A 24,873-nucleotide genomic window follows, 5' to 3' on the forward strand; every position below is an offset into this window, starting at 1 on the left:
AACAAATAGTGTAAATATGGAAACAAACAACAAAAAAATCTTACTAGTAGAAGATGATCCAAATTTCGGATCTATTTTAAAAGATTATTTAATAATGAACGATTTCGAGGTAACTCTTGCCAAAAACGGTATGGAAGGATTCGAAAAATTTAAGAAAGACACCTTCGATTTATGCATTCTAGATGTAATGATGCCTTATAAAGACGGTTTTACATTGGCGCGCGAAATTAGAGATAAAAATAAGGAAATTCCGCTTATCTTCTTAACTGCCAAAACAATGAAAGAAGACGTTTTGAAAGGATACAAAGTAGGAGCAGACGATTATTTAAACAAACCATTCGATTCTGAAGTTTTACTAATGAAGATTAAAGCAATTATGCAACGCAAATCATCGGAAGTAAAAGCAGAAAATACTAAATTCGAATTTCAAATCGGTAAGTTTAATTTGAATTCCAAACTTCGCTTTTTAACATTCGAAAACGAAGAACCTATCAAATTGTCACCAAAAGAGAATGAATTGTTGAAAATGTTGGCTCTTTATGAAAACGATTTAATGCCACGCGAAGTAGCCTTAACAAAAATATGGCGCGATGACAATTATTTCACATCAAGAAGTATGGACGTGTACATTGCCAAATTACGAAAATACTTAAAGCCCGATGAAAATGTAGAGATTTTAAACATCCACGGCGAAGGTTTCCGATTGGTAATTAAAAATAAGGAGTAATATATTAAACTCAAAGTATGAAAAATGCCCCAATTAGTTTCTTGCTATTTGGGGCATTTCCATCACCCCCAACTAAAATTTTCCACATTAAAAAGGGCATCTTAAATTGCGCATTTATTTGTCAAATTTTAAAAAAATACCTACATTGTACTTTTAAAACTCTTATAAAACATGCTTCAAATTATTAACCAAATTTTTGAAATCGAAAAAAAATCCAGCGATCAAAACATTTCCCTTTTTGAACGAAATTTTGAACGTATTCATCATGAACTGCAAGAAATGGGCTACACAGTCAGCAACCCAATTGGCAAACAATACGATGCACGCGATACTTCGGTAGAAGCTAATATTGTTGGAAATGCTGCAAACCCAATCATTACTAAAGTTTTAAAGCCTGCTATTTTTCAAAATGATGGCACAGGAACGGTTTTGCTACAAAAAGGAATTGTAATTGCTGAATAATATGGGAACAATTAATTTCGGAATAGATTTAGGAACAACCAATTCGGGTATTGCTCAATTCACAAACGGTAAAGTAACTATTTACAAAAATCCCGTGGGCTTTAGCGATACATTACCTTCGATTGTTGCTTACAAGAAAGGCAGAATATTTATTGGCGACAAAGCCCGAGAGCTTCTAAAAACGGCTCATTTAGATGTGTTTTCGTCTTTCAAACGGAAAATGGGTACCGAACATTTATATCAGATAGCCGATACACAGGAGCAAAAAAGCCCGGTGGAATTATCGGCAATGATTCTTAAAGAGCTGCAAAGTTTTTTGCCCGATGAAAAACCGCAAGCTATTGTGATTACCATTCCGGCTTCTTTCGATACGGTACAATCAAATGCTACAAAAAAAGCCGGGTTATTGGCTGGTTTTCAACAAGTGGTTTTGTTGCAAGAACCCATTGCTGCTTGTTTGGCGTATGCCAATTCGCAAGAACAAGATCAAACGCAAGAAAAAAATTGGTTGGTATATGATTTTGGTGGCGGTACTTTTGATGTAGCTTTGGTGAAAATTAACGAACGCGAACTAAAAATAACCGACCATGAAGGCAATAATTTCTTGGGAGGTGTAGATCTAGACCATTTGGTGATTGAACATTTGTTTGTTCCAAAGATTGAACAAATTTTGCAGGAACAGCATTTATTCAAAAAATTAATAACCAAAGAAAATAACTTCTATGCAAAATTGTATTACGAATTGCTGTACAAGGCAGAAGAGGTGAAAAAAGAATTGTCTGTGAAAGAAGTAATTCATACCGAAATTGAATGGAACGACGGCGACCATTACATTGATTTTGAAATTTCTAGAACGCAATTTAATGAGGTAATTGCTCCGAAAGTTGACGAAACCATTGTATTGATACAAAAACTTTTAGAAGACAATCAAAAAAGTACCAACGAAATAGAACGCATTATTTTAGTGGGCGGCACCACATACATTCCATATATACGACAACATTTGCAGGAGGTTTTTGGCATTATGGTAGATCATTCAATTGACCCTACAACTGCTGTAATGGCTGGTGCTGCGTATTTTGCCGGAACAAAAGAAACAGACCCCGAGCTTGTAACAATAAACAATTCTGTGACTGAAAACACCGAAAATCTACCTAAAAATACAATCGATTTTAAATTGATTTACGAAGTAAACACCCAAGATAGTGAGGAACTTTTGGTGGGTAATGCTTTGGATGATTTTGATGGATTTTATCGAATTATTAGGAAAGATGGAGGATTTGATACCGGTTTAATGACCTTTAAAAACAAATTTTCTGAATTTGTAAAAGTTCTTCCTAAACAAAAAAATCAGTTTACGGTTTCGGTTTTCAATCAAAATCAGGAATTGGTTTACGAAGCAAACAACATAGCCATTAACCACGGAATTTATAACATTTCGGGGCAACCTTTGCCCAATGATATTTGTTTAGAAGTCGATGATCAGTTTGGCGACACTTATTTAGAGCGAATTTTCAAGAAAAATGATATTCTGCCGCTTACAAAAACCGTTTATAAAACCACATCGAAAAATTTTAGTGTAGAGGCAAACGACAAATTAATCATCAATATTTTAGAAGGAAAAAGTGCCACATTGCCAGCAAGCAATATGAGTATTGGTTATATTGAAATCAATTCCAAAGATTTTCCGATGAATCTTTTAAAAGGAATGGATATTGAGCTGAAATTCAGTATGAGTGAATCGCGCGACCTTTCGGTGGCGGTTTATATCAGTTCGATTGATTTTGAAAAGAAAGAAATTTTTAATCCACATACCAAAAATATCAACAGAAAGAAATTTGATGAAGATATTGATAAGGTTCTTGATGCTATTGAAACCGAATTGAGCTATGTGGATGATATTGATGATGCAGATCCGGAAGATATTGCGGTTTTAGTGAAATTTAAAAAGATAAAAGACGAACTTTTCAATATAAAATTTGATTTGGTTGAGGTGGATGAAGACGACCAATCAGAACGCATTTTTCAGCTGGATGAACGCAAAAGACGTGCTTTGCAAGCATACGATCAAATCGTGCGTTTTCGAGATGTGATTTATGAGATTGATTTGTACAAAAATACAAAAGCCGAAGCGGAAAGCAGGTTGGATGAAGCAACTCCTCGTCAAAAAGAACAATTTCAAAAAATCATTAAAAGCGAAAAAGTTTTTCTTGAATCGAACGAAAAAGCGCTTATTAAACGAAAAACTAAAGAGTTGGATCAATTGTGTTCCGACATTTATTATCAAAAAGAAGAATCGTATGGTTCCTTATATTACCATTATAAATATCTAGATTTAGATAAATACAAAGATGCAAAAAAAGCAAGTAAATTAATCGCTTCGGGCGATAAAGCAATGGAAAACAACAATTTTAAAGAAGTGAAATTTATCATTCATGAGTTGTACGATTTGCTAAAAGTGAAACCCAAAGATCCATACGAAGATACCAATGGAAGTTTAGGTTTAAAATAAATCAACTAAAAACCCTCTAAATGAGGGTTTTTAGCTTTTATATGGCTAATTCTTTTTGATAGTTGCTCTAATAATCCAGAAAATAACTAAAAATCCACCAATACCAACACCTCCAGATAAAAAGACTATGCCAACCAATGCAGCACCTAACGCCAAAATTGCCGCAATTATTAATGCATACACCTGAAGAATCAGCAATTTAAAACTGAATTTTTTTAGTTTTCTGTGATTAAAGTTTCCTTTTATTGTACCATTTGATATATAATGATTATTCAACTTTTTATTTAAAATAATAAAGAGAAGCGTTTCAAAAACCAAAAGTGTCCAGAAAGTGTAAATGTTTTTTGTATATAAAAAGTACCCTAATAAACCAATAATTAAATAGAATATTGCTAACATGATTCGCTCGGCAGTTACGCCGTAATCTTTTTCAACAATAACTTTTTTCTTTTTTGGTATTGTAAGGTTTTTGCTTGCCCAACTCATCCCAATCTTTGAATTATCAGTCAAGATTTTTTTAAGTTCATCGGTGTAAGCATCAAAAGCACCCAAAGCAACTAAAATTCTTCCAAAATAAGGTTTGCTTGAAAAATGTGCGAATTGATAATCGGCAATATCGTTATTTATATCTAAAATTTCACTGTTGAAATAGGCGGCATCGATAGCAGATTGTATGGCAAAAAAATTTCTATCCACACTATATTTATATTCGTTCAGCAACAACGGATAACGTTCGGGATAAGGAATAACACTTCTAATCAGGTTGTTTTTTGAGGTTATACTTTCAATTAACAAATCTCTGTTTTCAAAACTGATGATTTGGTGGTAATTGTTATAGAAATTTTTAAGATTTGCCCAACGATTATTTTTTACATTCCATTGGATATAATCAGCAATAGGTTCTGCAAAATCAACCGCAAATTCTTCATATAAATCTTTAAATTTAGCAAAAAAGACGCAATCGGCTAAAACTATTTGATGCGCTGGATCTGCAAGAAGCTTGTGTATGTTTTTTTCTTGTAACAGTTCCTCGTACTTATTTCCATTGTTTTTATAGAAATCAAGAAATGCTTCAATCTCGTTGTGGCTTAGAGTGGCATCGGTCTTTTGATAGGCTTTTAAAATTTTTTCAGCTTTTATTAAATCACCTTCATTATTGACATCAAATTGGGGCAAGGTTTGCTTAATAATTTCTATAATCTGAAGCTGTGTCATGTTTTATTATTTTCCAGTACGTGTTTTTTCTCTATTCAATTTTGGCACTTTACTATACCGGTGCTAAAATTAAATAAAAAAAGGTCAGCTTTAAACTGACCTTTTCATTATTTCTTGTCTTGCATGGCAAAAACCGATTTCAGAAGGTTTGTGGAACGTGCGGAAACATTTGTTCTAATGTTTGCTTCTTCTTTTTCAATCATGGTGTAAACGCCGCTTAATGCTTGCTGAGTAACATAATCGGTTAAATCGGGATTTACTTTTTTCACCATTGGTAGTGCGTTGTATTTTGTAATGATATTGCTCCATACTTTATCTGCACCAACTTTGGTAAACGAAGATTTAATTACAGGATTAAATTTGTTGTAAAGCGATGTTTTGGTAGTTTTTTGCAAATATTGAGTAGCTGCATTTCGGTTGCCCATTAAAATATTTGTAGCATCAGAAATAGTCATGCTGGTAATGGCATCTACAAAAATGGGTGTTGCTTCTTTAACGGCGTTACTTGCTGCTTTGTTCAACGATTTAATTCCTTCATCTGCAAGGCTGCCCAAGCCCACATCGCGTAAGGTTTTTTCTACTTTTTGTAACTCACTTGGCAAACCAATTCGCACCAATGAATTGTTATAAAAACCATCGGTTTTGGTAAGGTTTACCACTTGTTTGTCTATACCTTGCTGTAAAGCTTCTTTTAAACCAGCAGCAATTTGGGTTTGTCCTAGCGAACCATTTTCTAAGATTTGCGGAAGTTGATTAGCAACTTGTTGTAAGCCCGAGCAGTTTGCCAACATAAATGAAACAACTGCGATTGGAATGATCATTTTTTTCATACTAAATTTTTATTTAAGAGATACTTGTGAAATAATTTCGCAACAAATCACGATTAATCTTAGAAGGTGTAAAAATTTCTAAAATTTGCGGATGCGAATCGTTGGAGAATAGCAATTTCAATGCCATATTTAATTCTTCTTCATTTTTTGCCGTAAGATAATCAAATTGATACATTTTTGCTAAATGTTCGGCGGTTAAATGATGTTCTGTTTCGAAAAATGTATTAAAAGTGTTGTTTTCTTGATGACCAGGCAAAATTCTAAAAATGCCACCACCACTATTATTTATGATGATGATTTTAAAATTTTTTGGAATATAATTGTTCCATAATGCATTGCTGTCGTAAAAAAAGCTGATATCACCCGTTAAAAAAACAACGGGTTGCTGTGTGGCAACTGCTGCTCCAATTGCGGTTGATGTGGATCCATCAATACCACTCGTGCCGCGGTTGCAATACACATCTATACTTTGGTGTGTTTCAAATAATTGGGCATACCTTATCACAGCGCTGTTGCTTATCTGCAGTTGTATATTTTGCGGTAAATGGTTCCAAATAATACCAAACGATTTTAAATCAGAAAAAGGAATAGATGCCACATATTCGTTGTGCTTTTCTCTTCTTCTTTGCATTGTTTGTAGGAAGGAATCCGCATACGAAGAACTTTTTGCACTAATTTGCTGCTTCATTTCATCAATAAAATCGTTGGGAGCAATTACCAAATGATCAGTTAAAACACCAAAAGTGTCATAAGCTCTTAATTCATCGATATGCCAATGAAAAGCAGGCGGATGTTTTCTGAACAACGCTTTTATTCGTTTTGATACAATCATTCCTCCAAAAGTCAGCAAAACATCGGGTTGGAAATCCTGAATTTGTTCTTCAGAAAAAGTAGTTATCAAAGTATCAATATTAGCCACAACACGCGCATGATGCACATTGGAATTGCTTTCGGTTAAAAGCAATACATTGGGTAAATTGGCTAAGTAATCAATATGTTCTTTTGAAATTGCGTTTGGATTTTGAGCCCCAATTAGTACAACTATTTTATTTGCATTTTCTATGGTTGAAAAAACTTTTTTGAAATCAGAGGAATCCACCACAGCTTGCGGTATATCAATAACCGTTGCTTGATAAGTTGGTGCATGTATCAAATTATAAAGTGGTTCTTCAAAAGGAACATTGATATGCACCGGACCTTTTTTATTTTTGGCAGCAGCTATGGCATTTTGAATCAATTCATCGTTTGCCACGGAAGCTTCGTCTGATAAATTGGCATTAAACAGCGAATGATTTTCAAAAACATTTCGTTGGCGAATGGTTTGTCCGTCACCAATATCGATTTTAGAAGTAGGACGGTCTGCCGAAACAACAATCAAAGGAATTTGACTGTAAAAAGCCTCGGTAACTGCTGGATAATAATTGAGCAAAGCCGAACCAGATGTGCACAAAACGGCAGCAGGTTGAAGCGTTTGCTGAGCAATTCCTAAAGCAAAAAAAGCAGCACAGCGTTCATCTACAATGCTGTAACAGGTGAAAAAAGAATCGTTTGTAAACCCAATTGTGAGCGGTGCGTTTCTAGAACCTGGTGATATAATAATATGTTTGATTTCCTTTGCCTTAAAAAGTTGCAAAATGCTCTGAGCCAAAGGTATTTCAGGATAATTCATTTCTAAAAATTAATTAATCAAAGATACAAACTATCCTGAAATTTTTTGCTTGAATAAGCTTATTTTCCTTCAATCCAATTGATTATTTCTTGATCGTTTGGCAAAGTACGCGGACTAATCACTTTTGCTAGTTTACCGTCTTCATTAATCAAAAACTTTTGAAAATTCCATTCCACCTCATAATCATCTAAACCATTCTGTGCTTTGGTGGTAAGATATTCAAACAAAGGTTCTTTGTTGTCGCCTTTTACTACAATTTTACTCATCATTGGAAAAGTAACTCCGTAATTCAACTTACAAAATTCTGCAATTTCTTCATTAGTTCCCGGATCTTGACTCATAAAATCGTTGGTAGGAAAACCAATAATTACTAAGTTTTGATTTTTATATTTTTGATACAAGGCTTCTAATTGTTCAAACTGTGGCGTTAACCCGCATTTAGATGCTGTGTTTACAATAAGCACCTTTTTTCCTTTTAAATCGGCCAGGTTAAAATCGCTTCCAGTGATATCTTTAACTTTAAATTGATAGATTGGTTCTACACTTTTTTGTTGTTCCATAATTTGTTCAGGATTAGGGGTTGGTTTTTGTTTATCATTGCAACTCAATGCTAAAAAAGCGGCTGCACATACTAAAATTTTCATAGTTTAAAGGATATTTAGGTTTATAAATTTACAAAAAAAGCCTTCCAAAGGAAAGCTTTTCTAGTTTATTTCTTATAAAATTTTCTGTAATTTAAGTATGCAATAGAGGCCAGTATCGCTACTGATGCTACCGAAATCCAAATAAACATTGGTGTTACTACTTGATCGCCTTTTGCATAAGAGTGTAAGCCTGATAAGTAGAAATTTACTCCAAAATAGGTCATTAAAATACTGTAAAATGCTAAAACAGATATAAGGTTGTAAATCCATAAACCGCGCAATGCCGGAACAAAGCGCATGTGAATCACAAACGCATAAACCATAATTGATATCAATGCCCATGTTTCTTTAGGATCCCAGCCCCAATAGCGTCCCCAACTTTCATTTGCCCATTGTCCGCCTAAAAAGTTTCCTATTGTTAGCATCACCAAACCAACTGTTAATGCCATTTCATTGATATAAGTGATTTCTTTTAGGTTTAATTCCATTTTGGCTTTATTGTTTTTCGTGGTGAAAACCATTAAAAGCAATGCTACAACGCCTAAAATCATTCCTAGCGTAAAAGGTCCATAACTACCAACAATTACGGCAACGTGAATCATTAACCAATAAGAATCAAGCACTGGTTGAAGGTTTCCAATTGCAGGATCCATCCAATTCCAATGTGCAATCATTAAAATCATGCTGGCAACAAAGGCAGTGGAAGCAATGGTTAATTCGGATTTTCGTCCAAAGAGTAATCCAAATAAAACCGTAGCCCATCCCACAAAAATCATCGATTCATAGGCATCAGACCATGGTGCATGCCCTGAAACATACCAACGGGCAATTAAGCCAAAGGTGTGTAATGCAAATAAAGCAATAATTAAAATGGTAGATATTTTTGTTAAAACGGCTAAAATTTTATTTTCTTTAAATATACGAACGATTAAGATAATGAACATTAACGCTGAAACATACATATAATAAGAGAACAACTTTTTAAAGATGTCGTATTTATTATATAAAATTTCAGTTTTAATTTTTTGTTCGCTTGGCATCACTTCGCTGCCGTATTTTTTTTGATAGTTGATGATTGATGTCAGCAACTCATTAGACGGTTTAAAATCTTTTGTTTCAATTGATTTTAAAAGCGAGGTGGTGTACATGGGCAATATGTTTTTAGTATAGATAGAATCCATACCTTTCATGCCCGATTCGTTCAATTCTAAATACGAAACCCATTTGTTGTTTTCGTGTCCGGGAATTGGAAATATTTTCATGATTTGTCCGCTAATTGCCGAATATAAAAGATTTACTTTTTCGTTGGCAGTGATGTAATCTTTTTGAAACTGATCTTTTACAGCGGCTCTTTGGGCTTCATCTAAATATTTATCTAATTTATAGTTTCCTTTGTCGTCAAAAAAATCGGCTAATGTTGCAAATTTTGCATCGGCTGGAATTCCAATTACCGAGCGGATACTGTCGTTTCCTTTTTTAAGATTAATAATGGGTACATGGTACCACAACTGCGGAAATTGGGTGATAGAAAGCATTACTTGATCCGAATCCATACCTCGGAAATGATCGCTTTTGCTTACTTTTCGGAGCAATTCAGATGAAAAGGTGTTAATGGGTTTCATACGTCCGCCTGCATCCTGAATGATAATAGTTCCAAACAAATCGGCATGTTCTTGTGAAACGGTTGTTTTAACCAATAACGAATCAATCTGTTTTGCAGTAGGTTTATTGTGTGCGTGTTGTGCGTTTGCAATAAATCCAAAAAAGAGCAATAAAATGGTTAGTGCAGCTTTTTTACTGCGAACTTTGTCTAATTTCTTTTTTAGGTCGTTAAAACGGGTGTTTTTGTTGAATAAAATACACAACATGGCAATATATAGTAAGGTGTAACCAATATAGGTAATCCAAGTTCCCCAGAAATCGTGGTTTACAGATAAATGTGTTCCTTTTTCGTCTGGATCGTAAGAAGCTTGAAAGAAACGATAGCCTTTGTGGTCTAAAACATGGTTCATATAAATGCGGTAATCAAATGTTTTTTCTGGATCGATAATCGTTACTTGGCTTTCAAACGAAGAATAATTCTTTTCGGTTCCTGGATATTTTTCAGCAATAAAATCGTTCAATTTTACTTGAAAAGGAGTGGTGTAAACTTTTGATCCATAAAATAAAGTGAATTCTAAATCACCTAATTTAAAAGATTGCGGAACGCCCATTTGTCCTTTCGATCCCATTAAAGTAACCTCTTTTTCTTGTCCTTGTGAACGTACGTTTAAAACTAAAGCATCGGTTGTGCCTTTTGCCTTATAATCTCCGTTCGATTTCAAAACACGCTTTCCATTTATTGGCCGATCCATTACAAACTGTACCAAACCACCTAATTCATACAGGGAACGATAGTTTAACGGAGCGGTAGTGTTTGCGGTAACTTCGCCAGTAACTTGTGTGGCCATGATACGGTAAGAACCGGAAAATGGTGTGTTAATTTGCATTTCACCGCTTTCGTTTGTAAAGAAATTTACGGCGCCTTCTACCTTTTTGTTGTAAGTGTACAGCATACCGTGGATATCTTGTTGGGTTCCTTCTTCAATAAAATGTTCATGGCGTTCTCCATGGCTGGATTCTACTAATTTCAGAAAACTTTTTCCGTTTTTATCTGCTACAATTGTTTCTTCGGCACCCATTATAAAGTCTTTGAATTCTACTTCAAAAGGTGTTTGATCAAATTTATCCTTGATTTTAAAATCATTTGAAGCAAAATTGCTAATGAAATTGTCTTGATTAAGTGCTGCAGAGAAATAGCGTTGCTGCTCAATTTTCTTACGTTTAGGTTCACCTTGATAATCACCATCAACCCAAATAGACACAAAAGTTTTGTCGGAATAAAATTGATTTTCTGTTTCGCCCTCTCGAATCGGCATCATTCCTTCAAAGCTAATATAGCGTGTTACAAAAGCTCCGATTAAGATTAAAATAAAAGCCAAATGCAGAATTAAAGTGTCCCATTTAGCCTTGCTGAATAAATTGTATCTTTTAATATTTCCAATAAAGTTAAAAACAAAAATCAGCATAATGGCTTCAAACCATTTGGTGTTGTAAACTAAAATCCGGGCAGTGTCTGTATTGTATTCATTTTCTATAAAAGTTGCAATTCCCATTACAGCTGCAAAAACAAGGAAAAGAACGGCCATTAACCGGGTAGATGACAAAAAGGAGATAATTTTGCTCATAGTATGTTGTTGTGTACTTTGAAATTTCACAAAAATACTTAAATTATATAGGTTAGCCTTTATTTTAACTAAATTTAAACAAATAAAAAAAGAGGTGTTTTGTTTGATATAAAAAACTAAATTTGCAAATCAAATAAACTAAACATCATGCCTAGAATTTCACATAAAGGCTTGCAAATGCCAGAATCGCCAATAAGAAAATTGGTGCCTTTTGCTGAAACAGCAAAGAAAAAAGGAAATAAAGTGTATCACTTAAACATTGGTCAACCCGATATTAAAACACCAGAGGTTGCCTTGAACGCTGTTAAAAATGCCGATATCTCTGTGCTAGAGTATAGTCATTCTGCAGGTTTTGATTCATATAGAGAAAAGTTGGCTGCCTATTATCAAAAGCAAGGACTGCCTATTGATAAAGAAGACATCATTATTACCACGGGAGGCTCAGAAGCATTGATTTTTGCAATGGGATCTACAATGGACGAGGGAGACGAAATCATTATTCCAGAACCTTTCTATGCAAATTATAATGGATTTTCAACCCAAAACGGTGTGAAAGTAGTTCCAGTAATGTCGGGCATTGAAACAGGTTTTGCATTGCCACCAATTGCAGATTTTGAAAAACTAATCACTTCAAAAACCAAAGCAATTTTAATTTGTAATCCAGGAAACCCTACGGGGTATATGTACAGCAAAGAGGAAATTCAGCAATTGGCAGCATTGGTTAAAAAACACGATTTGTTTTTAATTGCCGATGAAGTTTATCGCGAGTTTGCATATGATGGGTTCGAGCATTTTTCTGTAATGAACGAAGAAAGTATCGCTCAAAACGCTATCATGATTGATTCTGTTTCTAAACGCTTCAGTATGTGTGGTGCCCGTATTGGTTGCATTGTTTCAAAAAATAAAGAATTAATGGCAACGGCTATGAAATTTGCACAAGCGCGTTTATCGCCACCAACTTATGCCCAAATTGCTTCAGAAGCAGCTTTAGATACGCCACAATCGTATTTTGATAACGTAATTACAGAATACAAAGACAGAAGAGATACCTTGGTAAACGCACTAAATGCTATTGATGGCGTTCAGGTTTCCATGCCAAAAGGTGCTTTTTATTGTATCGCAAAATTGCCGGTTGCAAATGCAGAAGATTTTGCAAAATGGCTATTAGAATCTTATGATTTGAACGGTGAAACTGTGATGGTTGCTCCAGCTGCAGGTTTTTATTCAACACCTGGTGTTGGTTTAAACGAAGTGCGATTGGCGTATGTTCTTAATAAAGAAGACTTAATTAAATCGGCCGATATTATTAAAGAAGCATTAAAAGTTTATAATGCTTAAAAAATTGAAAACCCTCATGAAGTTAAACTTTTTGAGGGTTTATTATTTCTGTCTGCTTTTTTTTATATTTGATAAATTATAATTCAACAATGAAATACAATCCGTTTAAAGTTATTCTTTGGTTGCTGTTTTCAACATGGGTATTGTTAAACAGTGTGCGCCTGTTTATTTACGGTTTTGTAATCAGTTTTATAATTGTAATTATAGACCGTGCTTTTTTTGGTACACGAAAAAGATCCGACAAACAATTCGTGAATTTATTTTGCACTTTTACAGTAATTGCGGCCGTTTGCTACACCTTTTCACCCTATTTCAGGTCGTTAGAATTTAAAATTTCGCATCCAAAGTGGAACAAACTAGAAGTGTTGTCTATTCATAAAGAAGAAACCAGAAAGGTATCCACGCCGCTTAATTTCCTAGAAATGATTTATACACCAGTTGCAATTCATTATGTCGATGAAAAAGGTGCTGATCAAATCAAAAATGAAAAAATTAAACACTATGCCATAGTGGGGGTAGAACCTTTTTTTAGTAAGCAGATTATTGAAAAAGAATTAGAATACATCCACGAAAGAAGTTTAAATAAACTCATCGATAAAAAAGCGGTCAACTTGTACCAGCATCCACTCAAAGATAAAATGAAAATGTTTAAAGGCAACGACGCCTTTGCATTAAGGCATTCTATTGGATTTCAAATTGCGTTGGTGCTTGCATATTTATTAGCCATTACGCTCTCAATTTATACAATTTTTAATTATAGAAAACTCAAAAAGCATATGCGAAGCGCATCAACTAAAGAACGTAAAACAGCATGTATCATCTTATTTATTTTATTATACAGTTATGCAGTGATTGCAATTACAATCATTCACTATTTAAAATTTAAGTAGTGTTAAAGCAATCATTTTCAAAACGTTAATAAATAAAATATTTTACATTAAAAAAATCACTACATTTGCACGGTTAAAAAAACAAATAAAAATGGTTAAAGATTTATTTGAAAGAATTCACGATAATAAAGGTCCATTAGGAAAATGGGCTTCACAAGCAGAAGGTTATTTTGTATTTCCTAAATTAGAAGGAAAGTTAGGACCAAGAATGCAGTTTCAAGGGAAAGAAGTTTTAAACTGGTCTATAAACGACTATTTAGGTTTGGCTACGCACCCTGAAGTTATGAAAGCTGATGCCGATGCAGCAGCAGAATTTGGCGCAGCATACCCAATGGGAGCTCGCATGATGTCTGGGCATACAGATTGGCACGAAAAATTACAAGATGAATTAGCCGCTTTTGTACATAAAGAAGCCGCTTATTTATTAAATTTTGGATACCAAGGAATGGTTTCTACCATCGATGCATTGGTTACTAAAAACGATGTAATTGTTTATGATGTAGATTCACATGCGTGTATTATCGATGGGGTACGTTTGCACATGGGTAAACGTTTCACTTACAAACACAACGATGTGGAGTCTTTAGAAAAAAACTTGCAACGTGCTACTAAAATGGCTGCCGAACAAAACGGAGGTATTTTGGTGATTACCGAAGGTGTTTTTGGTATGCGTGGTCAGCAAGGAAAACTAAAAGAAATTGTTGCTTTAAAAGAAAAATACAATTTCCGTTTGTTGGTTGATGATGCACACGGTTTTGGAACTTTAGGAAAAACAGGAGCAGGAGCAGGAGAGGAGCAAAATTGTCAAGATGGCATTGATGTGTATTTCTCTACTTTTGCAAAATCTATGGCTTCAATTGGTGCATTTATTGCTGCCGATCAAGATATTATCGATTATTTAAAATACAATTTACGTTCGCAAATGTTTGCTAAAGCACTACCAATGATTTTGGTTAAAGGTGCATTGAAACGCTTACAGTTGTTGAGAGAAAACCCTAGCTTAAAAGATACATTGTGGGACAACGTAAACCGCCTACAAAATGGTTTAAAAGACCGCGGTTTCAATATCGGTGATACCAACACCTGCGTGACACCTGTTTATTTAGAAGGATCTATACCTGAAGCAATGATTATGGTAAACGATTTGCGTGAAAATTATGGCATCTTTTTATCAATTGTGGTATATCCGGTTATTCCAAAAGGAATCATCTTATTGCGTGTAATTCCAACCGCATCACATACCTACGAAGATATCGACCAAACATTGGCTGCTTTTGAAGCTATACGAGGAAAATTAATCGATGGAACTTACAAAAAAATCGCTGCAGAAACTACGGTTGATATGGAAGCGCAGTAATTAATTCTTAAAAAAATAACACTATAAATTATGAAAAAAGTTGCACTAATGTTTTCCCTGCTTACAGGCATTATTGGAAACGCACAAACCACTTATCCCGAATCATCGGATATGGTTTTCAACAAAAAAAATGAATTGCGCATAGGTACAATAAGATTGTTATCTGGAAATTCATTCGATTTAGGTTACGAAAGAATTATTGACAGAAACCAAAGTTTTGGTGCAAATATGCTTATTGGCTTTGGAAGCAATGAAGATATAGCTTATACAGAACAGCTTTTCTCAATATCACCTTACTACCGATTTTATTTCAATAAAAGTCAAGAATACGGTGCAAAAGGGATGTTTGTAGAAGGTTTTGCAGATTTCTATTCTGGAAGAACTTATAACTACATTAATAATTATTATACAACAGATCCGTATGGAAATTATTATTATTATGAAAGAAAAGATGATTACTTTGACGTTGCAGCAGGTTTTGCTTTAGGTTGGAAATGGGTAAACACTATTGGTTTTGTTTTCGAAATAAAAGCAGGTTACGGTAGAAACCTTATGGACGAAAACCCTAATGCGTCTGGTATTTTTAGAGGTGACTTTAGTGTAGGATATAGATTTTAATAAAAAAAGCTGTTCAATTGAACAGCTTTTTTTATGATTATCAATGAGATAGTTGTTTTTCTGCTAAAAAAAACAACTATCTTTTCTTATAAGAACCTTTGTACGGAACAAAACGAATAGTATCGTTACATTTAAAACGCAAAGAATCTTTTGAAACATTTTCAAACAAAACATGAGCAGCTTTCCGAGTAAAAACAATGCGTAAATCGCCCAAACTATCATTCAACTTACTGTTTAATTGCAGATTTTTATCTAATACAGCTTTAAATGAAGTTTTGCAATTACTCAACGAATCCAATCTATTGTAGTGCGAAAAAACCAAATTATAGTTTTCCTTTTTCAAATGTTTGATTTGCAATTTATTGTATAGATTCAATGTATCGCCCACCCAATAAATACCTTCAATATTTTCGGGCTTAAAGGTTTTGCGTTTGTGCAACACGTAATCATTTGCAAATTCGCCGGTAACTTCTTTTAAATCGCTACCCACACGCAAAATTTTATTGTAATCTTTAATCTTGAAAAACAATTTTTCTCTGTCAAAAGTTGCAGTAAAAATACTATCGTTTAGTTTCCAAGTGCCCACTTTGGTAATCGGCAATTCATTTCGGTCTTGGTAATAAACCGTTCGCGAAATGGTGCTGTCGCTATAAATTCTTACAGATGATTCAATTCCAGGACAATCCGGACAAGGAATTACGCCTTCAAACGAACTGCTAAAAATAGTGTCTAATAAATCCGGCTGAATAAAAACTTTTTCTTCTTTTTTTTCTGTGCAAGAAAAAAAAGCAGGTACAAAAGCCGCAGCAAGAAGTAAATTCTTAAAAGAATTCATAAGCAAAACAATTTTTTATCTTTTTGTAAGTTTAACAAAAATAATTCCATTATTTATCAAAACAAAAAAATAATGGTAAAAAACGCATAATATATTTTAAAAATGCAAGATTTAGGTTATTTTTGCACAAACACAAACAGCACAATGACACAAGGTATTATTATTTTAGATTTTGGTTCGCAATACAACCAGTTAATTGCCCGCCGAATTCGAGAATTTGGAGTTTACACTGAAATTATTCCCTACAATGCACCTATTAGCGAAATAAAAAAACACGATCCCAAAGGAATTATTCTCTCGGGCGGTCCTTCTTCTGTTTTTGGCAGTGAGGCTGCTTTAGTGGAAAAAGAATTGTTTGAAATGGGAGTTCCTGTTTTGGGAATTTGTTATGGAATGCAGTTGATTTCGCATCTTTTGGGTGGCGAAGTGAAGAAAGGTGTAAAAGGCGAATATGGAAAATCTGAATTAACCGTATTAGCTGCTAATAGATTATTTAACGGAATTCCTGATAAATCAACCGTTTGGATGAGCCATTTTGATGAAGTGGAAAAAGCACCAGAAGGTTTCGTTGTTTCAGGAAAATCGAATATAGAAATTGCTGCTTTGGCAAACGAAGCCAGAAGTATTTATGCAGTGCAGTTTCACCCCGAAGTAACCCATTCTGAATTTGGATCTAAAATGTTAGAAAACTTTGTTTTTGATATTTGTAAAGCAGAGAAAAACTGGGTTTTAAAAGATTTTATCGAAACCGAAATTCAACGAATTAAAGAAGTGGTTGGCGATAAAAAAGTTATTTTGGGTCTTTCGGGCGGTGTTGATTCGTCGGTGGCGGCTGTTTTAATTCACCGTGCTATTGGCGATCAATTAACGTGTATTTTTGTTGATACCGGTTTGTTGCGCAAAGACGAAGGTAAAAAAGTAATGAAAAATTACGGCAAGCATTTTCACATGAACATTAAAATGGTTGATGCTTCGGAACGTTTCTTAACCAATTTAAAAGGAATTGATGAACCTGAGGCAAAACGCAAATCAATAGGGCGCGACTTTGTGGCTGTTTTCGATGAAGAATCTCAAAAATTTGGAGATGCATCATTCTTGGCACAAGGAACTATTTATCCTGATGTTATTGAATCACAGTCTGTAAAAGGGCCATCGGCAACCATAAAATCACATCACAATGTGGGCGGATTACCAGAACACATGAAATTGCAATTGTTAGAACCTTTGCGCGAATTGTTCAAAGACGAAGTGCGTAAAGTAGGTGTTGAATTAGGAATTCCGCGTGAATTGGTTTACCGTCATCCGTTCCCAGGACCAGGATTAGGAATCCGCGTTTTAGGTGAAGTAGATGCCGAAAAAGTGAGAATTTTGCAAGAAGCCGATCAAATTTTTATCGATGAATTATACAACCATGATTTATACGATCAAGTTTCACAGGCTTTCGTTGTATTGCTACCGGTAAAATCGGTTGGGGTAATGGGCGATGAGCGTACATACGAATATACAGCAGTTGTTCGTTCGGCAAACACCATTGATTTTATGACCGCAACTTGGAGTAAATTGCCTTACGAATTTTTGGAATTGGTTTCAAACCGAATCATTAATGAAGTGAAAGGTATCAACCGTGTTGCTTACGATATCAGCTCTAAACCACCAGCAACGATTGAGTGGGAATAATATTAAAACCGTTGTGAAAGCAACGGTTTTTTGTTTATTTTTATTAAAATTAGTTCAAGTGTCAATCAAAACATCTTATTTTTTTATAATAACAGCAGTAGTTTATTTCTTAATATCAATGATTTTTGATACTGATTTAGATGCTACCATTGATATAAATGTACATGATACGTATATTGTACTTTCAAATTTACATTTATCAATATTAATATCGATTTTCATTTTTCTTCAAGGAATATTGTATTTAATTGTTGAAAAGATAAAATTGAAACTTTATCCAATGCTGATAAAATTACACTTTTTGTTCATAGTTATTTCTCTTTCGATTTTAATATACTTTCTAAATTTTGAAAGCAGCTTTATTGATCTAATGTGGTTTAATATCAGTCTTATTATTACTTTATTAGGCAGTATTTTAATTCCGACAATTAACTTGATATTCTCTGTTATAAATAGCAGAACTAATTCTTGATTAAAAATGAATCATTCAAAAAATAAATTGCATCCGCGAAGTTTTCATAATCAATCTTATAATTTTGAGGAATTGACCGCAAAAGTTCCTGAATTAAAGCAGTTTATTGTAAAAAACAGAGATGGGTTTGACACCTTACAATTTGCAAATCCAAAAGCAGTATATTTTTTAAACAAAGCGTTGTTACTGCATTTTTATAAGTTGCATTTTTGGGAAATTCCCCATCAAAATCTAGTGCCGCCCATTCCGGGTAGAGCAGATTATATTCATTATTTAGCCGATTTATTAAAGGTTGACAACTCTTATAAAACGACTATTTTAGACATTGGAACCGGTGCAAGTTTGGTGTATCCGCTCATTGGAAATGCCGTTTATGATTGGAATTTTGTGGCAAGCGATATCGAACCGAAATCAATAGAAATTGCTCAAAAAATTATTGATAAAAATCCACATTTATCTTCAAAAATTGCCGTACGACATCAGTCTGATAGCAAAAAAATACTTTCAGGAATCATCGCTAAAAATGATTTTTTTGACGCTGTGATGTGCAATCCGCCTTTTTTTAAATCGAAAGAAGAAGCTGAAGCACAAACGCTTCGTAAATTAAAAGGATTAGATAAACGCAAAACACCCAAACTGATTCATAATTTTTCGGGTAAAAACAATGAATTGTGGTGCAAAGGCGGTGAGTTATCTTTTGTAACAAATTATATAGAAGAGAGTACTTTTTTTAAAGCGCAAGTTGGTTGGTTTACCAGCTTAATATCCAATGAAAATCATTTGAAACCCTTGCAAAATCAACTTCAACAAAAAGCAAAACGCATTGAAATAGTGCCCATGATGCAAGGTAATAAACGAAGCAGAATTTTAGCTTGGAGCTTTTCATGAAATAATAAATCGCACATTAAGGTGTCAAATTATTAAATATTTGATGGTGCAAAACAGCCTATTTGTTTTTATATTTGTTTTTATGAAAAGAATATTATTAACATTATCGGTTTTGTTTGGTGCAACAACTTTGTATGCACAAACAGCTACTACAACACACACTGTTGCAAAGGGCGAAACAGTTACACAGATTGCAAAAAAATATAATACCACCAAAAATGTTTTGTTTTTATTGAATCCGGAAGCAGTTGATGGCATCAGTGAAAATCAAATATTAAAAATACCAACCACAGCGGGTGTTCAGCATACTGTGCAACCAAAAGAAACCATTTATGGCATCTCAAAGCAATACAATATTGCCATTGAAAAATTATACGATTTAAACCCTGGTTTAAAGGAAAATGGTTTAAAGATTGGGCAATCTTTAAATTTAAGTGGTGCTCATTCAAATGCATCATCGCTAAAAAACGTTGCCAGCACAACAGTAATTGTTGAAAAAGGCGAAACTATTTACGGAATTGCCGTTAAAAACAACACAACGGTCTCGGTTTTGTATGAATTAAATCCGGGCTTGTTAGAAAATGGTTTGAAAGTTGGCCAGGCGATTAATATTCCTGTTTCTCAGAATGCAGTTTTAAATACGGTGAATTATACAAGTGGAAATGCAAAAACCATTGTTGTTCAACCCAAGCAGACCATTTACAGTATCGTGAAATCTTACAATGTTTCACAAGAACAATTAATGAAATGGAATCCCGAACTTATCAATGGTTTAAAACAAGGAACCACACTCATTGTGGGTTATGAAGCGGATAATAGCATCCCGAATAGTAAAATTCCTAATACAGTTCCTTTTGAAAACAGCGTTTTTTCTACAAAAAAAGGAATCGATTTAACGTTGCCAAACGATGGTTCAACTAAAGAATTGGTTTTGTTGTTGCCTTTTAATACAGTAAAACATCATTTTAATAATCCATCGATACATCAAAATATTAAAGAAGACGTGTTTTTAAACATGACTTTAGATTTTTATTCGGGTGCAAAGCTAGCAATTGAACATCTAAAAGATAAAAACTATAATTTAAACATCCGAATTGTAGATTCTAAAGAAACGAAACGAGCACTTGATGTAAGCACTTTAAAAGATGATTTCGATTTTGCTGCAACCGATGTAATTATTGGCCCGTTTTTTCAAAAAAATGTTGATGCTGTTTCCGAAGCTTTTAAAAACCAGCACACTATTGTGGTTTCGCCACTTTCTACCGACAAAGGTAAACCGTATCCTCGCCAAGTACACACCATGCCAAACAGCGATATGGTAAAAAAAGAAATGCTTGAATATTTGCTTTCTAAACAAGAGCGAATCATTGCCATTACCGACGGAAAGAATACAAATGCCAACTATTTTGCTACGAATTATCCTACAATTACCTCGTTAAATGTGCTAACAGATGAAAAAGTAAGTCCAACGATTTTAAGAAATTTACTCTCAAACGAGCAAACAAATTATATTGTGTATGATGCCAATTCGCTAACCACAACGGTAGAGCTTTTAAACACACTGAAAACATTGCAAAAAGAGTTTATAATTCAGTTGGTAACACTTGAAAAGTTAGAGGTATTAGATTCTTCTGATGTAGCCATTAACGATCTAATTGCTTTAAAATATACCTTTCCATCAATTACAAACGATGCCGAAAATTCCAAGAAAAGCAAGTTTGTAAATACCTATCGAACTGCTTATGGAAAAAATCCGAGCAGGTTTGCCGTTCGTGGATACGATGTCACTTACGATGTTATTACCCGCATGTTTGAATCTGAAGAAGATTCTAATATTTTTGATTACGGATCGCAACAAGTTGAAAACAAATTTGCATACGTGAATGAAAATGGTGGTGTTTATAACAATGCAGTTTACATTTTGCAATACAATGAAGATTTAACCCTAAAAGAAGCTCAATAATGCCTACAAGTACAGTTGTTTACAAAGGAACATTACGCACCGAATCGACCCATTTGCAATCGGGTACAGTTATTATAACCGATGCCCCAACCGATAATCATGGCAAAGGCGAAGCTTTTTCACCAACAGATATGGTTGCCAATTCACTGGCAACGTGTATGTTTAGTATTATGGGTATTAAGGCAAATGCTATGAATGTTCATATAGAAGGATCCACAGCCGATGTTACAAAAATAATGCAAGCCGAGCCTAGAAAAATCAGTGAAATAATAGTGGTTTTAAATATGAAAGGAGTTTCCGATGAAAAAAACCGAGTTATTTTAGAGCGTGCAGCAATGACCTGCCCAGTTTTTTTAAGTTTGCACCCCGATATTAAAAAAAGCATAAGTTTTAACTGGAACTAATTTCTGGGTCATGTAATTGTAAGGTTTTATAAAAATGCGTATATTTAGGTAAACCTTAAATTAAAAAAATATGCTATCAGAAGAAGAAAAAGAAATCATTCTTTATGATCTTACTAAAATTATTATTGATCAAAAAGAAGAAAAAAATTATCATTCAATAGAAGATTTAGACGAAGAAGATTTACACAGATTATCAATTTTGCAAAAAGTGCATCCTGATAAATACCTATTTGCAAGAGCTCTAATTGAAGATAATTTAAGAGCAATTGTTTAATGTAACACTTTAATTAAAAAAACACAATGTGTTCATTTATAACTAAATGGAAAATAATAATAATAAAGAATTGTTAGATTTAGCACATGCAAAAATGCCCTTTGGAAAATTCAAAGGGTATTTTTTAGTTGATATACCCGAGCCTTATTATGTGTGGTACAAAAACAAAGGTTTTCCGGCAGGTAAATTGGGTAAACAATTGGCGATGATGTATGAAATTAAACTAAACGGATTAGAAGTTCTGATACGAAATATTAAAAACAAATATCCAAAGCCATAGTTTATTCAAATAAATTGTTTTTATCTAAGCCTTTAATGGTTTTTCTTTTAACATATAAATACAATATATAATGTATAATTAGAAAAAGCAGCCAAATAAGTAATGTTAAGTGTACTGTATTTATATTTTCTTTGTTCGATTGTAATTTTAAAAGAAACCAAGTTTCAGAAATTAAATTGTGAACAATAAAAGTAGCCAAGTGAAATCTAAAACCAACATCAAAAATTGGTAAATATTCACCATCTTTATAGCCAAAATACCAACCAGAGCAAAACATAGCAGCACCATAAAGTATCGAAGATGCTAAAACTAAAGTTAAGTTATTATTTTGTAATCCAAAAGATAAAAAATATCTAAAAACAATTGTAAGTAAAGCTGCTATTAAAGCAAATTTCACTAAGTAAGGTGTAATAGTTTTCATAATTAATTTTTTAATAAATTTTTAATTTCTTCGTTGTAAAATAAATTAATGTTTCGCGTTACAAATTTTTCAAAAAGTTCGTTTCCTAAATTGGTTAATTGATAATATTTTCTTTCCGGACCTTTATTACCTTTTTGGGTTTCGTATTTTAAAATATCAATGTGTTCAAATTTTCTTAAAATTCTATACAAACTTTGTTCTTCGCATTGCATAGTTCCATTCGATTTTTCCGAAATAAATTGTCTTATTTCATCAACATATTTTGGTTTTTCTTTTAAGGATAAAAAAATCCAAAGAGTAAGTTGACCTTTTTTATAGGTTTCTTCCCATGAAGTTAATAATTCATTTAATAATTTATCATTCATTATTATTTAATTAGTATTAAACAATTAGTATAATACCAAAAGTAAATATTTAATTTGTAAAAGCAATGGTTTAAATGTTAAAATTTGATGTTTAAATTGTGAATAATCTACTTTCAAAACCCAAATTATAATTGTAATTTTGCCCGGTTTAATAGCAAACAACACAACACACAACATATTATACAAATGAAACAATGTAAATATATTTTCGTAACCGGCGGTGTAACATCATCACTTGGAAAAGGAATTATAGCAGCATCCCTAGCAAAATTATTACAAGCGCGCGGATATAGAACCACTATTCAAAAGTTTGATCCATACATCAACGTTGATCCAGGAACACTAAATCCTTATGAACACGGCGAATGTTTTGTAACCAATGATGGTGCCGAAACCGATTTAGATTTAGGACACTACGAGCGTTTCCTAAATGTTCCTACTTCACAAGCGAATAATGTTACCACAGGTCGCGTGTATTTATCGGTTATCGAAAAAGAGCGTCGTGGCGAATTTTTAGGCAAAACCGTGCAAGTAGTTCCTCACATTACTAATGAGATTAAAGAACGCATGCAATTGTTAGGAAAATCGGGCGATTACGATATTGTGATTACTGAAATTGGTGGAACTGTGGGCGATATTGAATCGTTGCCTTATATTGAATCGGTGCGTCAGTTATTGTGGGATTTAGGCGATAAAAACGCCATTGTGGTTCATTTAACATTAGTGCCTTACTTGGCAGCAGCGGGTGAGTTGAAAACCAAACCTACGCAGCACTCGGTGAAAACATTAATGGAAAGTGGTATTAAAGCCGATATTTTGGTTTGCAGAACAGAACACGAACTGTCTTCAGATATCAAACGTAAATTAGCAGCGTTTTGCAATGTTTCGCAAGAATCGGTGATTCAATCAATTGATGCATCAACCATTTACGAAGTTCCAAATAATATGTTAGAAGAAGGTTTGGATACTGTTGCCTTAAAAAAATTAGATCTTCCTGAAAAAGGATTACCTGATTTAACCAAGTGGAACGATTTCTTACACCGATTAAAAAATCCAAAACACACAGTGAATATCGGTTTGGTGGGTAAATATGTAGAATTGCAAGATTCGTACAAATCTATACTTGAAGCATTTGTTCATGCAGGCGCATCTAACTATACTAAAGTCAACGTGGTGAGTATTCATTCAGAATATTTAACAACTAAAAATGTTGCCGATAAAATGAAGAATCTAGATGGTATTTTAGTAGCACCTGGATTTGGATCAAGAGGTATTGAAGGTAAAATTGAAACCGTTCGTTTTGCCCGTGAAAACAATATTCCGTTTATGGGTATTTGTTTGGGAATGCAAATGGCTGTTATTGAATTTGCACGAAATGTTTTGGGGTACGAAAATGCCAATTCAACTGAAATGAACGACAACACACCATATCCGGTAATCACCTTTATGGAAGAACAAAAAACAATTACAGATAAAGGTGGAACCATGCGCTTGGGCGGTTGGGATTGCCAAATAAAAGAAGGTACAAAAGCATTTGATATGTACCAAAATACAATGATTAACGAGCGTCACCGTCACCGTTATGAGTTTAATAATTATTACACCGAAGCATTTGAAAAAGCTGGTATGGTGTTTTCGGGCGTAAACCCTGAAACCAATTTGGTGGAAATCATTGAATTGCCCAACCATCCATTTTTCGTAGCTGCACAATATCACCCTGAATATAAAAGTACAGTAGCCAATCCACACCCGTTGTTTTCAGCGTTTGTGAAGGCTGCTGTTGATAAAAAACTTAATTCGTAATC

General features: G+C 33.8%; 22 protein-coding genes. 14 read left to right on the plus strand and 8 right to left on the minus strand.

Translation table 11 applies throughout. The features are described from left to right. Positions 1–16 precede the first annotated feature (16 nt). The 3 genes from NPX36_RS11325 (at position 17) to NPX36_RS11335 (ending at position 3,701) form a co-directional block, all read left to right on the plus strand. Positions 17–727 (plus strand): response regulator transcription factor, encoded by a 711-nt coding sequence (locus NPX36_RS11325; RefSeq protein WP_257498818.1) that lies wholly within the window; start codon positions 17–19, stop codon positions 725–727. Between the two features lie 171 nt (positions 728–898). Beyond that, positions 899–1,189, plus strand: a complete 291-nt coding sequence (locus NPX36_RS11330; protein ID WP_257498819.1) for a hypothetical protein — start codon at positions 899–901, stop codon at positions 1,187–1,189. A gap of 1 nt (position 1,190) precedes the next feature. Beyond that, positions 1,191–3,701 carry an Hsp70 family protein gene (locus tag NPX36_RS11335; protein WP_257498820.1) on the plus strand — a complete coding sequence of 837 codons (2,511 nt, stop codon included), beginning with the start codon at positions 1,191–1,193 and terminating at the stop codon, positions 3,699–3,701. A 45-nt stretch (positions 3,702–3,746) separates the two neighbouring features. Here the strand turns inward: NPX36_RS11335 and NPX36_RS11340 are convergent, their stop codons facing one another. The 5 genes from NPX36_RS11340 to ccsA form a co-directional block, all read right to left on the minus strand. Beyond that, a complete protein-coding gene (locus NPX36_RS11340; protein ID WP_257498821.1) occupies positions 3,747–4,916 on the minus strand; it encodes a hypothetical protein in 1,170 nt (389 codons plus the stop codon). A gap of 107 nt (positions 4,917–5,023) precedes the next feature. Continuing rightward, positions 5,024–5,746 (minus strand): DUF4197 domain-containing protein, encoded by a 723-nt coding sequence (locus NPX36_RS11345; RefSeq protein ID WP_257498822.1) that lies wholly within the window; start codon positions 5,744–5,746, stop codon positions 5,024–5,026. 13 nt (positions 5,747–5,759) lie between these two features. Continuing rightward, on the minus strand, positions 5,760–7,415 hold the full coding sequence (gene menD, locus NPX36_RS11350) for a 2-succinyl-5-enolpyruvyl-6-hydroxy-3-cyclohexene-1-carboxylic-acid synthase (RefSeq protein ID WP_257498823.1): 1,656 nt from the start codon (positions 7,413–7,415) through the stop codon (positions 5,760–5,762). Between the two features lie 59 nt (positions 7,416–7,474). Beyond that, positions 7,475–7,975, minus strand: coding sequence for a glutathione peroxidase (locus NPX36_RS11355; protein ID WP_257500746.1), 501 nt, complete (start codon positions 7,973–7,975; stop codon positions 7,475–7,477). Between the two features lie 149 nt (positions 7,976–8,124). Beyond that, positions 8,125–11,286, minus strand: a complete 3,162-nt coding sequence (ccsA, locus tag NPX36_RS11360; RefSeq protein WP_257498825.1) for a cytochrome c biogenesis protein CcsA — start codon at positions 11,284–11,286, stop codon at positions 8,125–8,127. A gap of 147 nt (positions 11,287–11,433) precedes the next feature. Here ccsA and NPX36_RS11365 point away from each other — a divergent pair, with 147 nt between their 5' ends. The 4 genes from NPX36_RS11365 to NPX36_RS11380 all read left to right on the plus strand — a co-directional run bounded on the left by NPX36_RS11365 (position 11,434) and on the right by NPX36_RS11380 (position 15,489). Next, positions 11,434–12,624, plus strand: coding sequence for a pyridoxal phosphate-dependent aminotransferase (locus NPX36_RS11365; protein WP_257498826.1), 1,191 nt, complete (start codon positions 11,434–11,436; stop codon positions 12,622–12,624). Positions 12,625–12,713: 89 nt separating this feature from the next. After that, positions 12,714–13,514, plus strand: a complete 801-nt coding sequence (locus tag NPX36_RS11370) for a hypothetical protein (RefSeq protein ID WP_257498827.1) — start codon at positions 12,714–12,716, stop codon at positions 13,512–13,514. Positions 13,515–13,605: 91 nt separating this feature from the next. Further along, the gene (locus NPX36_RS11375) at positions 13,606–14,871 is read left to right on the plus strand and encodes an aminotransferase class I/II-fold pyridoxal phosphate-dependent enzyme (RefSeq protein WP_257498828.1); all 1,266 of its coding nucleotides are present in this window, start codon (positions 13,606–13,608) and stop codon (positions 14,869–14,871) included. Positions 14,872–14,901: 30 nt separating this feature from the next. Then, positions 14,902–15,489 (plus strand): hypothetical protein, encoded by a 588-nt coding sequence (locus tag NPX36_RS11380; RefSeq protein WP_257498829.1) that lies wholly within the window; start codon positions 14,902–14,904, stop codon positions 15,487–15,489. 76 nt (positions 15,490–15,565) lie between these two features. On the opposite strand, the gene NPX36_RS11385 is transcribed toward NPX36_RS11380, so the two are convergent. After that, entirely contained in the window at positions 15,566–16,324 is a 759-nt protein-coding gene (locus tag NPX36_RS11385) for a copper resistance protein NlpE (protein WP_257498830.1), read from the minus strand. A gap of 144 nt (positions 16,325–16,468) precedes the next feature. Between NPX36_RS11385 and guaA the strand changes: the two genes are divergently transcribed. From guaA to NPX36_RS11415, 6 genes are all read left to right on the plus strand, one after another. After that, complete coding sequence (guaA, locus tag NPX36_RS11390; RefSeq protein WP_257498831.1) at positions 16,469–18,001, plus strand: glutamine-hydrolyzing GMP synthase; 1,533 nt, start codon at positions 16,469–16,471, stop codon at positions 17,999–18,001. A 478-nt stretch (positions 18,002–18,479) separates the two neighbouring features. Then, a complete protein-coding gene (gene rlmF, locus NPX36_RS11395) occupies positions 18,480–19,361 on the plus strand; it encodes a 23S rRNA (adenine(1618)-N(6))-methyltransferase RlmF (protein ID WP_257498832.1) in 882 nt (293 codons plus the stop codon). Between the two features lie 82 nt (positions 19,362–19,443). Further along, positions 19,444–21,324, plus strand: coding sequence for a LysM peptidoglycan-binding domain-containing protein (locus NPX36_RS11400; protein WP_257498833.1), 1,881 nt, complete (start codon positions 19,444–19,446; stop codon positions 21,322–21,324). Continuing rightward, the gene (locus NPX36_RS11405; RefSeq protein ID WP_257498834.1) at positions 21,324–21,728 is read left to right on the plus strand and encodes an OsmC family protein; all 405 of its coding nucleotides are present in this window, start codon (positions 21,324–21,326) and stop codon (positions 21,726–21,728) included. Before NPX36_RS11400 ends, NPX36_RS11405 begins: the two co-directional genes overlap by 1 nt. Positions 21,729–21,798: 70 nt before the next feature. After that, on the plus strand, positions 21,799–22,002 hold the full coding sequence (locus NPX36_RS11410; RefSeq protein WP_257498835.1) for a hypothetical protein: 204 nt from the start codon (positions 21,799–21,801) through the stop codon (positions 22,000–22,002). Between the two features lie 46 nt (positions 22,003–22,048). Further along, positions 22,049–22,282: a DUF3820 family protein gene (locus tag NPX36_RS11415; RefSeq protein ID WP_257498836.1), complete on the plus strand. Its 234-nt coding sequence runs from the start codon at positions 22,049–22,051 to the stop codon at positions 22,280–22,282. A gap of 1 nt (position 22,283) precedes the next feature. On the opposite strand, the gene NPX36_RS11420 is transcribed toward NPX36_RS11415, so the two are convergent. Together NPX36_RS11420 and NPX36_RS11425 are read right to left on the minus strand one after the other, a co-directional pair. After that, entirely contained in the window at positions 22,284–22,703 is a 420-nt protein-coding gene (locus NPX36_RS11420) for a hypothetical protein (protein ID WP_257498837.1), read from the minus strand. Positions 22,704–22,705: 2 nt separating this feature from the next. Beyond that, a complete protein-coding gene (locus NPX36_RS11425) occupies positions 22,706–23,068 on the minus strand; it encodes a PadR family transcriptional regulator (RefSeq protein WP_257498838.1) in 363 nt (120 codons plus the stop codon). A 186-nt stretch (positions 23,069–23,254) separates the two neighbouring features. Between NPX36_RS11425 and NPX36_RS11430 the strand changes: the two genes are divergently transcribed. Then, positions 23,255–24,871, plus strand: coding sequence for a CTP synthase (locus tag NPX36_RS11430; RefSeq protein WP_257498839.1), 1,617 nt, complete (start codon positions 23,255–23,257; stop codon positions 24,869–24,871). The last annotated feature ends 2 nt before the right edge of the window (positions 24,872–24,873 follow it).

The organism is Paenimyroides aestuarii (assembly GCF_024628805.1).
GTDB lineage: Bacteria > Bacteroidota > Bacteroidia > Flavobacteriales > Flavobacteriaceae > Flavobacterium > Flavobacterium aestuarii_A.

What these genes read in the sequence shown, in the direction of transcription:
- NPX36_RS11325 (WP_257498818.1), top strand. Translation starts at nt 17, where the DNA reads ATGGAAACAAACAACAAAAAAATCTTACTAGTAGAAGATGATCCAAAT.
- NPX36_RS11330 (WP_257498819.1), top strand. Translation starts at nt 899, where the DNA reads ATGCTTCAAATTATTAACCAAATTTTTGAAATCGAAAAAAAATCCAGC.
- NPX36_RS11335 (WP_257498820.1), top strand. Translation starts at nt 1,191, where the DNA reads ATGGGAACAATTAATTTCGGAATAGATTTAGGAACAACCAATTCGGGT.
- NPX36_RS11340 (WP_257498821.1), bottom strand. Translation starts at nt 4,916, where the DNA reads ATGACACAGCTTCAGATTATAGAAATTATTAAGCAAACCTTGCCCCAA.
- NPX36_RS11345 (WP_257498822.1), bottom strand. Translation starts at nt 5,746, where the DNA reads ATGAAAAAAATGATCATTCCAATCGCAGTTGTTTCATTTATGTTGGCA.
- menD (WP_257498823.1), bottom strand. Translation starts at nt 7,415, where the DNA reads ATGAATTATCCTGAAATACCTTTGGCTCAGAGCATTTTGCAACTTTTT.
- NPX36_RS11355 (WP_257500746.1), bottom strand. Translation starts at nt 7,975, where the DNA reads ATGGAACAACAAAAAAGTGTAGAACCAATCTATCAATTTAAAGTTAAA.
- ccsA (WP_257498825.1), bottom strand. Translation starts at nt 11,286, where the DNA reads ATGAGCAAAATTATCTCCTTTTTGTCATCTACCCGGTTAATGGCCGTT.
- NPX36_RS11365 (WP_257498826.1), top strand. Translation starts at nt 11,434, where the DNA reads ATGCCTAGAATTTCACATAAAGGCTTGCAAATGCCAGAATCGCCAATA.
- NPX36_RS11370 (WP_257498827.1), top strand. Translation starts at nt 12,714, where the DNA reads ATGAAATACAATCCGTTTAAAGTTATTCTTTGGTTGCTGTTTTCAACA.
- NPX36_RS11375 (WP_257498828.1), top strand. Translation starts at nt 13,606, where the DNA reads ATGGTTAAAGATTTATTTGAAAGAATTCACGATAATAAAGGTCCATTA.
- NPX36_RS11380 (WP_257498829.1), top strand. Translation starts at nt 14,902, where the DNA reads ATGAAAAAAGTTGCACTAATGTTTTCCCTGCTTACAGGCATTATTGGA.
- NPX36_RS11385 (WP_257498830.1), bottom strand. Translation starts at nt 16,324, where the DNA reads ATGAATTCTTTTAAGAATTTACTTCTTGCTGCGGCTTTTGTACCTGCT.
- guaA (WP_257498831.1), top strand. Translation starts at nt 16,469, where the DNA reads ATGACACAAGGTATTATTATTTTAGATTTTGGTTCGCAATACAACCAG.
- rlmF (WP_257498832.1), top strand. Translation starts at nt 18,480, where the DNA reads ATGAATCATTCAAAAAATAAATTGCATCCGCGAAGTTTTCATAATCAA.
- NPX36_RS11400 (WP_257498833.1), top strand. Translation starts at nt 19,444, where the DNA reads ATGAAAAGAATATTATTAACATTATCGGTTTTGTTTGGTGCAACAACT.
- NPX36_RS11405 (WP_257498834.1), top strand. Translation starts at nt 21,324, where the DNA reads ATGCCTACAAGTACAGTTGTTTACAAAGGAACATTACGCACCGAATCG.
- NPX36_RS11410 (WP_257498835.1), top strand. Translation starts at nt 21,799, where the DNA reads ATGCTATCAGAAGAAGAAAAAGAAATCATTCTTTATGATCTTACTAAA.
- NPX36_RS11415 (WP_257498836.1), top strand. Translation starts at nt 22,049, where the DNA reads ATGGAAAATAATAATAATAAAGAATTGTTAGATTTAGCACATGCAAAA.
- NPX36_RS11420 (WP_257498837.1), bottom strand. Translation starts at nt 22,703, where the DNA reads ATGAAAACTATTACACCTTACTTAGTGAAATTTGCTTTAATAGCAGCT.
- NPX36_RS11425 (WP_257498838.1), bottom strand. Translation starts at nt 23,068, where the DNA reads ATGAATGATAAATTATTAAATGAATTATTAACTTCATGGGAAGAAACC.
- NPX36_RS11430 (WP_257498839.1), top strand. Translation starts at nt 23,255, where the DNA reads ATGAAACAATGTAAATATATTTTCGTAACCGGCGGTGTAACATCATCA.